The sequence below is a fragment of the Nocardia sp. CA-135953 genome (assembly GCF_050955735.1).
Classification (GTDB): Bacteria; Actinomycetota; Actinomycetes; order Mycobacteriales; family Mycobacteriaceae; genus Nocardia.
In genome coordinates, this window is the sequence record NZ_CP192082.1 from 1,629,981 (window position 1) to 1,645,721 (window position 15,741).

8 protein-coding genes are annotated in these 15,741 nt (G+C 65.7%); 2 read left to right on the top strand and 6 right to left on the bottom strand.

The features are described 5' to 3' along the window. Positions 1-12: 12 nt before the first annotated feature. The 4 genes from ACQPXH_RS07485 to ACQPXH_RS07500 form a co-directional block, all read right to left on the bottom strand. Entirely contained in the window at positions 13-1,803 is a 1,791-nt protein-coding gene (locus ACQPXH_RS07485; RefSeq protein WP_433601567.1) for an AMP-dependent synthetase/ligase, read from the bottom strand. Between the two features lie 80 nt (positions 1,804-1,883). Then, a complete protein-coding gene (locus ACQPXH_RS07490) occupies positions 1,884-2,810 on the bottom strand; it encodes an alpha/beta hydrolase (protein WP_433601568.1) in 927 nt (308 codons plus the stop codon). Between the two features lie 27 nt (positions 2,811-2,837). Then, positions 2,838-3,632, bottom strand: coding sequence for an SDR family NAD(P)-dependent oxidoreductase (locus ACQPXH_RS07495; RefSeq protein WP_433603354.1), 795 nt, complete (start codon positions 3,630-3,632; stop codon positions 2,838-2,840). Between the two features lie 86 nt (positions 3,633-3,718). Then, positions 3,719-5,248 carry a flavin-containing monooxygenase gene (locus ACQPXH_RS07500; protein ID WP_433601569.1) on the bottom strand — a complete coding sequence of 510 codons (1,530 nt, stop codon included), beginning with the start codon at positions 5,246-5,248 and terminating at the stop codon, positions 3,719-3,721. A gap of 68 nt (positions 5,249-5,316) precedes the next feature. On the opposite strand from ACQPXH_RS07500, the gene ACQPXH_RS07505 reads away from it, so the two are divergent. Both ACQPXH_RS07505 and ACQPXH_RS07510 read left to right on the top strand, forming a co-directional pair. Beyond that, positions 5,317-5,952: a TetR/AcrR family transcriptional regulator gene (locus ACQPXH_RS07505; RefSeq protein ID WP_433601570.1), complete on the top strand. Its 636-nt coding sequence runs from the start codon at positions 5,317-5,319 to the stop codon at positions 5,950-5,952. A gap of 297 nt (positions 5,953-6,249) precedes the next feature. Further along, complete coding sequence (locus ACQPXH_RS07510) at positions 6,250-7,887, top strand: alkaline phosphatase D family protein (protein WP_433601571.1); 1,638 nt, start codon at positions 6,250-6,252, stop codon at positions 7,885-7,887. 80 nt (positions 7,888-7,967) lie between these two features. On the opposite strand, the gene ACQPXH_RS07515 is transcribed toward ACQPXH_RS07510, so the two are convergent. After that, on the bottom strand, positions 7,968-11,690 hold the full coding sequence (locus ACQPXH_RS07515) for a multifunctional oxoglutarate decarboxylase/oxoglutarate dehydrogenase thiamine pyrophosphate-binding subunit/dihydrolipoyllysine-residue succinyltransferase subunit (protein ID WP_433601572.1): 3,723 nt from the start codon (positions 11,688-11,690) through the stop codon (positions 7,968-7,970). Positions 11,691-11,856: 166 nt separating this feature from the next. Continuing rightward, entirely contained in the window at positions 11,857-15,690 is a 3,834-nt protein-coding gene (locus ACQPXH_RS07520; RefSeq protein WP_433603355.1) for an ABC transporter ATP-binding protein, read from the bottom strand. Between the last annotated feature and the right edge of the window lie 51 nt (positions 15,691-15,741).

Below are 15,741 nucleotides of genomic sequence, written 5' to 3' on the forward strand. Positions count from 1 at the left end.
GCAAAACCAGCGTCAGCTGTAGATCTTCTCCACCTCGGACGCGTACTGCTTCATCACCACGGCCCGCTTCAGCGACATCTTGGGTGTCAGCTCACCGGTCTCCTGAGTCCAGTCGACGGGCAGGATGCGGATCTTCTTGATCGCCTCGGCATGCGAGACCTTCTTATTGGTCTCCGCGACCGCCGCATTGATCTCCGCGACCAGCGCCGGATTCTCGATGATCTGCTCGATCGGGGTCTCGACGGGCAGGTTGTTGCGTTCCTTCCAGCCCGGCAGCGCCTCCGGATCGAGGGTGACCAGCGCGCCGACAAAGGGCTGTCCGTCGCCGACCACCATGACTTGGCTGATCAGCGGGTGGGCGCGCAGCGAATCCTCCATCAGACCAGGGGAGACGTTCTTACCGCCCGCGGTGACGATGATTTCCTTCTTGCGGCCGGTAATGGTGACGTACCCGTCGCCGTCGACGGCGCCAAGGTCACCGGTCTTGAACCAGCCGTCGGTGAACGCATCCTCGGTGGCCTCGGCATTGCCCCAATAACCGTTGAAGACAACCGATCCGCGCAGCAGCAGTTCGCCGTCTTCGGCGATCTTCACCGCATGGCCCTCGATCGGCTTGCCGACGGTCCCGACGCGAATATTGCCGGGGGTGTTCACGGTGATGGCCGCGGTGGTCTCGGTGAGGCCGTAGCCCTCGTAGATGGTGACGCCGACGCCGCGGAAGAAGTGGCCCAGGCGTGCACCGAGCGGTCCGCCGCCGGAGACGGCGGCCTCACACTGACCACCGAGCGCGACCCGCAGCTTGCTGTAGACGAGCTTGTCGAAAACCGTGTGCTTGAGCTGGAGCACCAGGCCGGGCCCACCGTTGTCGAGGGACTGGCTGTAGGCGATGGCGGTCTCGGCGGCCGCGTCGAAGATCTTGCCCTTACCGCCGTCGTGCGCCTTCTGCTTGGCGCTGTTGAACACTTTCTCGAAGACGCGCGGCACCGCGAGAATGAAGTGCGGGCGGTAGCTGCCGAACTGTTCGACCAGGGTGGACCAGTCGGCGGTGAACGCGACGATCACCTTGGCGTCGAATGCGGCCAGCGTGACGGCACGCGCGAAGACGTGCGCCAGCGGCAGGAACATCAGCGTCTTCTTGCCCTCGGCGACGTACTTGTTCAGCGCGATCCGGTCGGACTTCGACTCCGCGTACAGATTCGAGTGCGAGAGCATGACGCCCTTGGGGCGGCCGGTGGTGCCCGAGGTGTAGATCAGGGTGGCCGGGGACTTGGCGTTGACCTCGACACGGCGCGCGTGCACGGTCGCGTCGTCGAGGTCGGCGCCGCGCGCGATCAGATCGTCGACGGCGCCCTTGTCGATCTGCAGGGTCTGCTTCAGATCCGGCAGCGCACCCGCCTCGATCTCATCGATCACCTTGCGATGCTTATCGCTGTCGACCACCAGCAGCTTGGTGGCGGAGTCCTGCAGGATCCACTTGGCCTGTTCGGCGGCCGAGCTGTCGTAGATGGCGACGGTGCAACCGCCCGCGGCCCAGATGGCGAAGTCGAGCAGCACCCACTCGTAGCGGGTCGGTGCCATGATGGCGACGCGATCGCCGAGCTCGAGACCGGAGGCGATGAGACCCTTGGCGACATCGGTGACCGTCTTGGCGAACTCCGCGGCCTTGATTTCCCGCCAGCCGCCACCGTCGGTGACGTTGAACAGCACCGCGCCGGGCGACTGCTCGGCATGCCGGAAGACGTTGTCGGAATTGTTCGCATCTTCCGGGACGGTGTAGGAAGCCGGGGCTTCGAACTCTCGCATCAGTGCCCTTCCACGTGGGTTTACTCGCCAGTAATCTACGACACCTGTGACCGGGACGTCAGCTCGGCCTGCTCACAGATCTATCCTAAATCGCGGATCGAGACCGGTTGGACGGCTTCTCGCAGGAAATCCGCCAGTTCGGTCAGTGCGGCGGCCGCGGGCCCCACGAGCGCCGCCTGCAGTTGCGCGACGTGCCAGAGCCCCTTGCTCTCAGTAAACCGAACATGGATGCCTGCTGCGCGCAGTGCCGTCACTAATTCGACACATTGCGCATGCAGCAGTTCGCTGACATCGACCTGTACATACGTCGGCGGCAAACCGCGCAGTTCACCGTGCAGCGGTGCGTAGCCGGTGTCTTTTCGGTCCCCGTCGCCGAGATACGCCGCGGCGCATGCGCGCGACCACGGCCGATTGATCACCAGATCGCGGAACTTGTCCGGGACCTGATTCGGATCCACCCACGGCGCGATCAGTCCCAGCGCCGCCGGGGTGTAGCCGTGTTCTGCGATGAGCCGCTGCGCGGTGGCCAGCGACAGCCCGCCGCCCGCCGAATCACCCGACAGCGCAATCTGTTCGGGGCGGTAGCCGATATTGCCGACCAGTTCCAGGAAGGCCGATTCGGCGTCCTCGAGTCCGGCCGGGAACGGGTGCTCCGGCGCCAATCGGTAGTCGAGAACATAGACGGTGCAACCGGTTTCGTGCGCCAGCCGGGCGGCCAGTGAACGGTGCGTCGTCGGCGATCCGATGGCATAGCCGCCGCCGTGCAGGTAGAGCACTGCGCCTGCGTTCAGGTTGGGCCTTGCCGAACCCGCGGTGATTCGTTCCGCGGGTCGCCCGCCGAGGCGGAGCCGATGCACGGTCGTGCCCGATGGCAGAAACTGTGCGCGCGAACCGATATCGAGCAACAATCGCTGCACCAGCCAGGGCAGACGCGCGTTCAGTGAGACCCGGAAAATCGGACTCAGCAGTGCTCGCGCGACGGGTAGCGGAATGTCGATGTCACGCATAGGTTTTCCTCGATTCCCCGCGCCGGCTCAGGGGAGGAACGGACGGTTCACCGCGGCGGCGATGCGCTGGTAGCCGGACGCGGTGACCCGGACGAACAGGTCGAGCACCTTGGCCTCCCAGCCGATCAGCACGCGACCGTGTCCCTTGCAGACGCCCTCGGTAATGGTCTGCGCGGCCATTTCCGGCGTGTGAATGGCCAGCTTCTTGTCGAACAGCGATGCGGCGCCCTCGCTGTCGATGCCCTCGGCATAGGTGGCATTGCGGGCGACGGCGGTCTTGATGCCGCCGGGATGCACACAGGTCACCTTGACCGGATGCTTGCCGACAAGCATTTCCTGGCGCAGCGATTCGGTGAACCCGCGCACCGCGAATTTGGCTGCGTTATAAGCACTCTGGCCCGGGACCGCGATGAGGCCGAACAGGCTGGAGACATTGACGACGTGGCCGTCGCCGGATTCGATCAGCAGCGGCAGGAAGGCCTTGGTGCCGTTGACGACGCCCCAGAAGTCGACATCCATGATGCGCTCGATGTCCTTGAACTCCGAGCGGATCACCTCGCCGTGGTAGGCGATACCCGCATTGTTGTATATCTGGTGCACCTTGCCGAAGTGCGCCTGCACGGCGTCGGCGTACAGCAGTACCGCTTCGCGCTCGGTCACATTCAGCCGATCGGATTTGATTTCGGCTCCGTACGCCTCGCAGCGGCGCACCGTCTCGGCCAGGCCGTCGGTATCGATATCGGAGAGCGCGAGTTTGGCGCCACGCCTGGCCAGGTTCTCCGCGAGGGCGCGGCCGATGCCGGAACCTGCCCCGGTGATCACACAGACCTTGCCCTCGAAGTAAGCATCATTGCGCCCACCCGTCGCCCGACCACCACCCCCTACGGAATCGCTTCGCGATGCTGCATTCACTGTGCCACCACTTTCAGATCGTCTCGGGAGCTTTCGACGCTAGTCGTCTCATAGGCGGCGACGTCGAAATTCTTTGTAATCCTGCGGAATTCGAAGGTGAAATCCGGCCAGAGCGTGGTGTTGTTGCCGTGCTTGTCCAGGTACCAGCTGGCGCAGCCGCCGGTACTCCACACGCTTTTCACCAGTTTGCCCTGCAGGTTCTTGTTGTAGGTGTCCTGCACCGCGCGCTTCACCTCGACGGTGCGCAGGCCGAGGCGATCGACGGTGGCGAGAGCATCGGCGATGTAGTTGATCTGGGATTCGATCATGTACACCATCGAGGTGTGGCCGAGGCCGACGTTCGGGCCGAGCAGGAAAAACATATTGGGGAAGTTGGCGACGGCCGAACCCTTGTAACCCTGTTGGCCGACTTCATCGAATACCTCGGCCAGCGTGCGACCGTCCTTGCCCGAGATGGCGTTGTAGGTCGGCGAATCCGTGACGTGGAAGCCGGTCGCGACGATGAGTGCGTCGGTTTCGCGCTCGGTGCCGTCGTTCGTGACGATGGAATTCGCGCGCACCTCGGTGATGCCGTCGGTGACCACGTCCACATTCGGGCGGCTCAGCGCCGGGTAGTAGTCGTTGGAGATCAGCATGCGCTTGCAGCCGATACGGAAGTTGGGAGTGACCTTCTTGCGCAGCTCCGGATCGCGGATCTCCAGCTGCAGCTTGGCCTTGGCGATCAGCTCGAAGGCCTGCATCAGCGCCGGAACCTTGGCCAGGCCGACGACCTGGGTTTCGCGCGCGGCGTAGATGGCGGCGCGGGATAGTCGCTGGAAGCCCGGGATGTGCCGGAAGGCGAGACGCTCCGGCAGGGTGTACGGGCGGTCCATGCGGGGCAGCAGCCAGGGCGCGGTGCGCTGGTAGACGTCCAGGTGCGCGACTTGCGGGGCGATGGACGGCACGATCTGGATGGCCGAGGCGCCGGTGCCGATGATGGCGACGCGCTTGCCGGTCAGATCGGCGTCGTGGTTCCAGCGGGCGGAGTGGAAGATCTCGCCCTCGAAACCGTTGATGCCCTTGATATCCGGGAGCGCGGGCTCGCACAGCGCGCCGACGGCGGACACCACGGTGTCGGCGGTGAAGCTACCCTTGGTCGATTCGATATGCCACAGGTTGGTGGCGTTGTTCCAACGGGCCGCGGTCACATCGCAGTTGAACAGGTGCTTGTCGAGCACGTTGTACTCGCGCGCGACGCCCTGGATGTACTGCTGGATCTCGCCCTGCTCGGAGAACGAGCGCGACCAGTTCGGGTTCAGCGCGAACGAGTACGAGTACAGGTGCGACGGCACATCGCAGGCCGCGCCCGGGTAGGTGTTGTCGCGCCAGGTGCCGCCGACATCGCCGCCGCGTTCCAACACGAGGTAATCGTTGCGGCCCTGCTTGCTCAACCGGATTGCCAGGCCCAGACCAGCGAAACCGCTGCCGATGATGATGGTCTTGACGTGGCGGTTGCCGACAGCTTTGTCTGTAACCTTGCGACTCATATATTGCAGACTACGGCGCTATTGAGCATGAGTCAACAGTATTGAGCAGCGTTCAGTAAGATGGGCCCGTGAGTAGTCGAGGCACCGGAGGAACTGTCAAGCGCACCCGGCTCAGCCCGGATGAGCGCCGTCGACAACTGATCACGCTGGGCGCGAAGATGCTCGGGGACCGCGCCATCGAAGACATCTCGATCACCGAAATCGCTGGGGAAGCGGGGATCTCCCGCGGCCTGCTCTTCCACTACTTTCCGACCAAACAGGACTTCCAACTGGCGATAGTCCGCCATGCCAACGCCGAGCTGCTGGAGCACGTCGAACCCGACCGCACCCTCGGGGTATTCGACATGCTGCGCGATTCGATCGAGCGCTACATCGAGTACGTCGGCGAGAACCGCAATTCGTACGTATCGCTGCTGCGCGGCCCGGCGAGTGTGAGCGCCGAGGTGCTCCCACTCGTCGACCAGACCCGCAACGTCATCATCGACATCATCCTGACCGAAGTGCCCGTCGACATTCCCGACGCCGACCGCCCCCGCCTCATCCTCGCCATGCGCGGCTGGATCGCCTTCGTGGAGGAAGCCACCCTCACCTGGCTCCGCCACGAAACCATCACCCGCGAACAGCTGGTGGACCTGCTGGTCGAATCCCTACTCGCCCTGGCGCTTTCGTTGAACCCCGCACTCGCCGCCGCGCTACGAGGGTGAGCCGCCGCGCGATTCGTGTTTCGAGCACTCCTGGAAGACTGCATAAACGGCAACAACGAGGCCCGTAGCTGCGTATGTATAAACGAAGCTGAAGTCGCCACGCAATCGCATCTGGGCCGCGACTGATGTGCTGGCCGAACTGGATGCTCTCAACGCCGCCATCGGCAAACGCATTACGACACCTGTGAGAGGGTGTCCGCTACAGAGTGCCATGCTTACTTGATGCGAGCGTGCAGCATCGTCACGGTGGACTCGGCAGACCGGCCGGCGGCGGCGATGGTGGGGATACCCTGACGTATGGGTTTGTCGCGGCGGAAGCTGTTGCGGTTCGGTACCGCTGGATCGGTTGCGGTATTGGTTGGGGCGTCCGCGGCGAGCAGTGGGCGGTTTCGGGCGCCGCGATGGTTGGGGGATCCGTTCACGTTGGGGGTGGCTTCGGGGGATCCGCTGCCGGACGGGGTGGTGTTGTGGACGCGGCTGGCGCCGGATCCGTTGGCGCCGGACGGGCTCGGGGGGATGGCGCAGCATCCGGTAACCGTTGATTACGAGGTCGCGCACGACGAGCATTTCCAGGATGTGGTGGCGCGAGGAAGTGCGGTCGCGACTCGTGAACTCGCACATACCGTGCACCCGGAAGTCGGCGGACTCGAGCCGAATCGCTGGTACTTCTATCGATTTCGGGCGGGCTCGGCGATTTCGCCGGTCGGTCGAACCCGAACGGCACCTGCGCCGGGGCAGCCCACCGCGCGAATGCGATTCGCGTTCGCGTCCTGTCAATCGTGGACCTCCGGCTACTACACCGCTTATGAGCATATGAGCGCCGAAGACCTCGATTTCGTTGTGCACCTCGGGGATTACATCTATGAACGCGGCTGGAGCCGTGGTCGCGAGGGCATGTCGGTGGAGCCGTATCTGGCTGTTGAAGCGGTCGATCTCCCTGGCTACCGGCTCCGCTACGCCCAAGCCAAGGCCGAACAACCGCTGCGCGCCACACATGCCGCCTTTCCCTGGCTCGTCACCTTCGACGATCACGAGATCGACAACAACTGGTTCACCGACCACCCCGGCCTCGGTCTGGACATCTACCGCATCCCCGCCTTGTTCCGCCGCCGCAAAGCCGCAGCCTTCCAAGCGATGTACGAGCATCAGCCACTGCGCATCGCGGCCCTGCCGTCCGGCCCGAGCATGCGCATCCACCGTCGCTACAGCTTCGGTGACCTCGCCGACGTCACCATGCTCGATACCCGCCAATACCGCACCGGCGGAGCCTGCGGAAACGGCAATATCGGCGACGACTGCCCCGGCAGACTTTCGCCCGACCGCTCGATACTGGGCGCACCACAACGAGATTGGCTGCTCGACGGCCTCACCCACTCCACCGCCCGCTGGCAGATCCTCGGCAACCAGGTGGCCATGGCCGAATCCGACTACGACCCCGGCCCCGGGACCGATTTCGGCACCGACGCCTGGGACGCCTACGTTGCCGACCGCAACACCGTCCTCGCCACCGCCGCCGACCGCGACATCCACAACCTCGTCGTCATCACCGGCGACCGCCACCACAACTACGCCGCCGACCTCCGGCCCGATTACAGCACTCCCGAATCCCCAGTCGTAGCAGCCGAATTCACCGGCACATCGATAACAACCGGCGGCGACGGCGCCGACGTCGACCCCACCGGCCGCAACCTGCTGGCCGCCAACCCCGACATGAAATTCTTCAACTCCCAACGCGGCTACGTCCGAGTCCACCTCGATCACACCCTGTGGCACACCGACTTCCGCACCGTCCCCTACATCCGCCACCCCGGCGCCCCCATCCGAACCCGAGCGAGCTTCGTGGTACAAGACCGAATCCCAGGCGTCACCCCAGCTTCGCGCTCCGACCCCGATCCGGCCGCAGGCAGCGCTGGAGCGCCACCTGCCCCGCGGTAATAACTGGCTATCACGAGCAACGCCGGACCGAATCACTCTGGGGAGCGGAGATTCGGCCCGGCGTCGGGGTCAACGAGGAACTACGCGGTCGGCTCGAAGGCCTCGGCGACGATTTCGGCTTGCTCCACGGCATGCACCTTGGACGAACCCGAGGAGGGGGCCGACATGGCGCGGCGGGAGATGCGGCGGAGTTTGGTGAAACGCTCCGGGAGGAGTTCGGGGAGGTTCAGACCGAAGAAGGGCCAAGCGCCCTGGTTGGCCGGTTCCTCCTGGACCCAGGCGATATCCGTCGCATTCGGGTAACCAGCAAGCGCCTCGTTGAGGCGGAACTTGGGCAGCGGGTAGAGCTGCTCGATGCGGACGATCGCCACGTCTTCGCGCTTCTGCTTGGCCTTTTCGGCGACCAGCTCGTAGTAGAGCTTGCCGCTGGTGAGCAGGACGCGCTTGACCTTGCTGCGGTCGCCGACGCCTTGTTCGTAGGTGGGCTCGTCGAAGACCGAGCGGAACTTCGATTCGGTGAAGTCCTTCAGGTCCGAGACCACAGCCTTGTTGCGCAGCATCGACTTCGGGGTGAAGACGATCAGCGGACGGCGGATGCCGTCGAGTGCGTGGCGGCGCAGCAGGTGGAAGTAGTTCGCCGGGGTGGACGGCACGGCGACCGTCATCGAGCCCTCGGCGCACAACTGCAGGAAGCGCTCGATGCGACCGGAGGTGTGGTCCGGGCCCTGACCCTCGTGACCGTGCGGCAGCAGCAGCACGACCTCCGACAGCTGACCCCACTTGGCCTCACCGGAGGAGATGAACTCGTCGATGATGGACTGCGCGCCGTTGACGAAGTCACCGAACTGCGCTTCCCACAACACGAGTGCGTCCGGGTTGCCCAGCGAGTAGCCGTATTCGAAGCCGACGGCAGCGTATTCGCTCAGCGCCGAGTCGTGCACCGCGAACCAACCCGGGTTGGAGCTGCCGATGTTGTGCAGCGGGGTGTATTCCTCGGCCGTCTTGCGGTCGATGATCACCGAGTGACGCTGGGTGAAGGTACCGCGACGCGAGTCCTGACCGGTCAGGCGCACTGCGCGACCCTCGTCGATCAGCGTGCCGTAGGCCAGCAACTCGGCGAAGGCCCAGTCGACCTTGCCCTCGTACGCCATTTCGCGCCGCTTCTCCAGCACCGGCTTGACCCGCGGGTGCACATTGAAGCCCTCGGGGACACCGAGGAAGGCGTCGCCGATGCGCTGCAGCACGGTCTTGTCCACGGCGGTCACGACCGTCGCGGGCACCTGCTGGTCGTCCTCGACCGATTCGCTCGGCTCCGGGACGTACTTCTCCAACTCGCGAACCTCGTTGAAGACCCGCTCCAGCTGACCCTGGTAGTCACGCAGCGCGTCCTCGGCCTCTTTGAGCGAGATGTCGCCACGGCCGATCAGGCTCTCGGTGTAGGCCTTGCGCACCGAGCGCTTGGTGTCGATGACGTCGTACATGTACGGCTGGGTCATCGACGGGTCGTCGCCCTCGTTGTGGCCGCGACGCCGGTAGCAGATCATGTCGATCACGACGTCCTTGCGGAACTTCTGGCGGAAGTCGACCGCCAGACGCGCCACCCAGTCGCAGGCCTCCGGGTCGTCACCGTTCACGTGGAAGACCGGCGCGCCGATGAACTTCGCGATATCGGTGGAGTATTCGGTGGAGCGGCTGTTCTCCGGTGCGGTGGTGAAGCCGATCTGGTTGTTCACCACGATGTGGATGGTGCCGCCGACGCGGTAACCGCGCAGCCCCGACAGGTTCAGCGTCTCCGCGACCACACCCTGACCCGCGAATGCGGCATCACCGTGCAGCATCAGCGGCATGACGGAGAAGCCCTCCGGCCCGTCGCCCTTGTCCAAAAGGTCTTGCTTCGCGCGTACCAGGCCCTCGAGCACCGGGTCGACCGCCTCGAGGTGCGAGGGGTTGGCGGTCAGCGAGACCTCGATCTCGTTGTCGCCGAACATCTGCAGGTAGGTGCCGCGCGCGCCGAGGTGGTACTTCACGTCGCCGGAGCCGTGGGTGGCGGCCGGGTTCATGTTGCCCTCGAACTCGGTGAAGATCTTCGAGTACGGCTTGCCGACGATATTGGCGAGCACGTTGAGGCGACCGCGGTGCGGCATACCGATGACGACCTCGTCGAGCGAATGCTCGGCGCACTGGTCGATGGTGGCGTCCATCATCGGGATGACGGCTTCGGCGCCCTCGAGCGAGAAGCGCTTCTGCCCGACGTATTTGGTCTGCAGGAAGGTTTCGAAGGCCTCGGCCGCGTTCAACCGGTTCAGGATGTACTTCTGCTGTGCGACAGTCGGTTTGACGTGCTTCTGCTCGACCCGCTCCTGAATCCACTGCAGCTGCTCGGTTTCCAGGATGTGGGTGTACTCCACACCGACGTGGCGGCAGTAGGCATCGCGCAGCACCGAGAGCACATCGCGCAGCTTCATCCGCTCCTGGCCGTGGAAGCCCGCGACATCGAAGGTGCGGTCCAGGTCCCACAGGGTGAGGCCGTGCTGGGTGACATCGAGGTCGGGGTGGCTGCGGAACTTGTCCTTGACCAGCCGCAGCGGGTCGGTGTCGGCCATCAGGTGGCCGCGGTTGCGGTAGGCCGCGATCATCTCGAGCACGCGGGTGCTCTTGTCGACGCCGCGTTCCTTGACGTCCTTGCGCCAGCGCACCGGCTCGTAGGGCACGCCGAGGCCGTGGAAGATCTCGTCGTAGAACTCGTCGCTGATCAGCAGGTTGTGGATGGTCCGCAGGAAGTCGCCGGACTCCGCGCCCTGAATGATGCGGTGGTCGTAGGTCGAGGTCAGGGTCATCAGCTTGCCGACGCCGAGTTCGTTGATGCGCTCGTCGCTCATGCCCTGGAATTCGGCGGGGTACTCCATCGCGCCCGCGCCGATGATCGCGCCCTGGCCCGGCATCAGCCGCGGCACCGAGTGCACGGTGCCGATGGTGCCCGGGTTGGTCAGCGAGATGGTGACGCCGGTGAAGTCGTCGATGCCGAGTTTGCCGTCGCGGGCGCGGCGCACGATGTCCTCATAGGCGGTGTGGAACTGCCCGAAGGTCATGGCCTCGCAGCCCTTGATGGCCGCGACGACCAGCGAGCGGCTGCCGTCCTTGCCCGCCAAGTCGATGGCGAGACCGAGGTTGGTGTGTGCCGGAGTGACCGCGTTCGGCTTGCCGTCGATTTCGGCGAAGTGCCGGTTCAGATTCGGGAAGGACTTGACCGCCTGCACGATCGCGTAGCCGAGCAGGTGGGTGAAGGAAATCTTGCCGCCGCGGGTGCGGGCCAGGTGGTTATTGATGACCAGGCGGTTGTCGATCATCAGCTTCGCCGGAATGGCGCGCACGCTGGTCGCGGTCGGGATGGCCAGCGACGCGGACATGTTCTTGACCACGGCGGCGGCCGGGCCGCGCAGGACCTTCGCCTCGTCGGTCGCGGTGTCGGCGGCCTTCGGCGCGCCGGAAGTGGGCGCGGCGTTCGAGGTCGGTGCGGGAGTCGTCTGCGGCGCGCGGGTGGTGGGCTTCGCGGGCGCGGGAGGCTTGGGTGCGGCGGGCGCGGGCGCTGCCAGAGCCGGGGTCGCAGCGGCGGGGGCCGCAGCGGCGGGGGCCGCGTTCACCGGCGCGGGGGCCGGTGCCGGGGTGGCCACCTGCGCGGGCGCGGCCGCGGGCGCGGCGCTGTTGTTACCGGAATCACCCGGGACTTCGGGCGTGTAATCGGCGAGGAACTCGTGCCAACTCTCATCGACGGAAGATGGATCCTGTTTGTACTTTTGATACATCTCATCGACTAGCCACTGGTTCTGTCCGAACTGGGAAGTTGAGCTGCTCACAGCAGGTGTTCGCCTCATTTCGTTCTTCGCGCTGCGACGTTTGTGACGTGCCCGGCACGGGGATCAGCGGATGCGCGCCGATGCGCCCTCTGTCGAGGATAGGCCCAGCAGCAAATCAGTGAATCGACTGACCACCGGACAACCCCGATCCCAAAGATGACGACCCGTCTTCACCCGAGAATATTCCCCCCGTTTCGCTGGCCGCCGCCCAGAGCTGGGCATAGCGACCGCCGGCCGCAACCAATGTGTCGTGCGGCCCGATTTCAGCGATTCGTCCGCGTTCCACGACGGCGATCCGATCGGCTCGCGCGGCGGTGCCCAGTCGGTGCGCAACGACGACGGTGGTCCGGCCGCGCGTCAGCGATCGGCTCGCTACCAGCACCGATGCCTCGGTCTCCGGATCGAGGGTGGCGGTGGCCTCGTCGAGCAGCAGCAGATCCGGACGGACCAGTTCAGCCCTGGCGAGTGCGATCAGTTGGCGTTGGCCCGCCGACAGGCCCCGACCGCGCTCGCCGATCGGATGACGCATGCCCTGCGGTAGCGCGGCGATCATGTCGGCCGCACCGACCGCGGTGGCGGCCGCCGCGATCTCCGCTTCGGTCGCGGAAGGTTTCCCGAATGCAATGTTGCTGGCGACGTCGCCGGTGAAGAGGTGAGCTTCCTGGGGGACGATGCCGAGCCGGGCGCGGTAGTCGGTGAGGCGATAGTCGCGGATGTCTATGTCGTCGACGACGATCGAACCCGGGTTGTCGCTGGGCAGATCGTAGAGGCGGGCCAGCAACTTGACGATGGTCGATTTGCCCGCGCCGGTCGGTCCGACCAAAGCCAGCGTGGATCCGGCCGGAATCCGCAGTGACACTCCGTCGAGGGCGGGCTTCTCGGTGCTCGGATAGTGGAATCGGATGTCGTCGAGGACGACCTCGCCGCGCAGTCCGTGGTCGATCGCGATCGCCTCCGGTGGATCGGCGGCGATCGAGGACGGGGTGCGCAGCAGGTCGCCGATGCGGCGCAGGCCGACGCGCGCCTGCTGGTAGCCGTCGAAAACCTGGGACAACTGCAGGATCGGGCCGAAGAGCAGCTGCAGGTAGAGCACGAAGGCGATGAGTGTGCCCGCGGTGGTGGTGTTCTCGGCGACTTCGCGCGCGCCGAAGTACACGACCGCGGCCAGCGCCAGATCCGCCCAGGCGATGACGAAGGCGAAGTACATGGCGATCGCGCGCTGGGCGCGCATCCGGCTGGCGCGGTAGCGATCCGAATATTCGGCGAAGCGGCGGGCGGCGACCGGCTCGTGCCGGTTGGCCTGGACGGCGCGTAGACCGGCGACGTTTTCCTGGAAATCGGCGTTGACGGTCGAGACGTGTTCGCGCGAGATGGTGTAGGCGGTGGCGGAGACGCGGCGGAACAGTGCCGTCGCCACCAGCAGCGGCGGCAGCGCGATCAGCACCACCGCGGCCAGCGAGGCGTCGATGACCAATAGCGCCACTGCGATACCGACCAGGGTGAGTGCGCCGATCAGAGTGGTCGCGACGCCGGTCTGCAGGAAGGTCGAGAGTGCGTCCACATCCGTGGTCATCCGGGTCATGATGCGACCGGAAAGCTCGCGCTCGTAGTAGTCCAATCCCAGCCGTTGCAGATGGGCGTAGCTGCGCACACGGAGGCGGTAGAGGACGCGTTCGCCGCTGCGGGCGGTGCGGACGGTGGTCGCCGCGCCCACCGCGAGACCGAGCACCACCAACACCGCGCCGAGCGCTCCGGCCCGGGCGAGTGCGCCTGAATCATGTTCGCTCACACCGGAATCAATGGCATAGCGGACGATCGGCGGGAAGGCGACGCCGATGAGGGTATCCAGTGCGAGCAGGATGATTACGGTCAGAACCAGCCAGCGCACCGGACGCAACAGTCGAGCGAGCCGGAATCCGGGATCGGGTTGGCGCAGCTGTTCGTCGTCCAGGCCGGGTTCTTCGGTCGCCGGTGGCAGACGCTCGATGGTGCGGCGCAATTCTGGGGTTTCACTCAGATCGGCTGCGGCACCGGAGAATCCGCCTGGGCCGCTGGTCGGTACTGTGGTTCGGCTGAAACCGGTGGCGGTGCGCCCGGGTCCGCTGGCAGTGGCGCGCCTGAGATCGGTAGTGATGCGTCCGGGGTCGGTGGCGGCGTATCCGGAATCGGTCGTGTGTTCCCGACTGCTGGCGGTGCTACGCCCGCCACTACTGCTGATGCGTCCGGGATCGGCGGTGACGCGTCCGAAGTCGGCTGACGGTGGGGTGTCAGCGCTGCGGGCTTCGTCGGTGGCGTATGAGACCGGGCCGGGGAGCCGGATCACCCGATCCGCATGGGCCAGTGTGGATTCCCGATGCGCCAGGATGAGTGTGGTGCGTCCGCCCGCATCGGGCAGTTTCTCGAAGATGACCGCCTCGGTCACCGCGTCGACCGCGGAGGTCGCGTCATCGAGCACCAGGATCCGTGGCCGCGCCAATAGCGCTCTGGCCAAAGCGATTCGCTGCCGCTGCCCGCCGGAGAGCGTCAATCCGCGTTCGCCGACCACGGTGTCGTAGCCGTCGGTGAGTTCGGTGATGAACTCGTCGGCCGCGGCAAGCTTTGCCGCATAGCGGATTTCGGCATCGGTGGCCGCCGACCGGCCGAGTGCGATATTCGCGGCGATGGTGTCGCTGAACAGGAACGGGTCGTCGAACACCACTCCGACCGCGCCGCGTAGATCGGACGCGCGCAGGTCGGCGATATCCACCCGCTCAGTGGCTTCCGCGGATCCGAACAGGCGGATGGTGCCGGACTCCGGAGCGTAGAAGCGGGGAAGAAGCAGTGACAGCGTGGACTTTCCAGAGCCTGCGGGCCCGATGATGGCAACGGTTTCGCCGGGCCGCACGGTGAGATCGAGGTCGCGCAGGACGGGCTGCGCGGGCTCGAATCCGAACGTCAATGAATCGATTTCGATGCCAAGGGGCCCATCGGGAAGCTCGGCGGGAGCGGGCGGGTCGGCGATTTCGGGGGCGGCGTCGATGACCTGGAAGACGCGCTCGGCGGCGGCCCTGGTCAGCTGGGCCATGATCACCACCGAGGACATGGTGCGGGTGGTGACGGTCATGGTGGTGACGTATGCGGAGAAGGCGAGAAAGGTGCCGATGCCGATGACGCCGTACAGTGCGAGCAGCCCACCGACAACGATCACCGCGACCAGTCCGGCTTGCGGAATCGTGGTCACCACGGGGGCGAAGCGCGCATTGATCTTGGCGGCGCGCATGCGCTCGGCGTAGAGAACGCGCCCGCGCTCCTCCAGTACCCGCACCATCCTGGCTTCCTGCCCGAAGCCCTTGACCACCCGGACGCCGGTGACGGTCTCTTCGACATGTTGGGCGACCTCGGCGGCTCGCTGCTGCGCCGACCACGTTGCCGCGTACAGGCGGGGCCGCATCCGATACACCAGCACCGCGATCGCCGGAACCACCAGCAATGCGACGGCGGCCAGCGGCGGCGACAGCCACACCATCACCGCGGCGGCCAGCAGGAACTCCAGCAATGCCAACCCCGACAGCGGCGTCATCGCCAAAAGGCCCTGCACCAACTGCAGATCCGTGATCGAACGCGACACCACCTGTCCGGTGCGCAGCGCGTCCTGCCCGACGCCGTCCAGTCGCTGCAGCGAGGCGAGCAGACTCACACGCAGCGAGTGCTGCACGTCGAGGGAAAGCCGTCCGGCCAACATACGGCGTCCGAAGGCTGCCGAGAAGCGGCCGAATGCGACAAGGGCGAGCAGGGCCGCGATGGTCCCGATAATGGAGGTGTCACCGACTCCGGCCGCATCGACCGCCCGCTTGGTCAGCAGTGGCGCGGAGATCTCGACCAGTGCTCCGGCCGCCAATGCGATCGCGATGCCCGTGACCGTTCCCCGATGGCCCCAACACTCGGCCCACAATCTGCGCATCCAACCCATATCGCGCTCGGTCACTCCGCTGCTCACCCCGTCTTGTCGTGCTGGTACCGA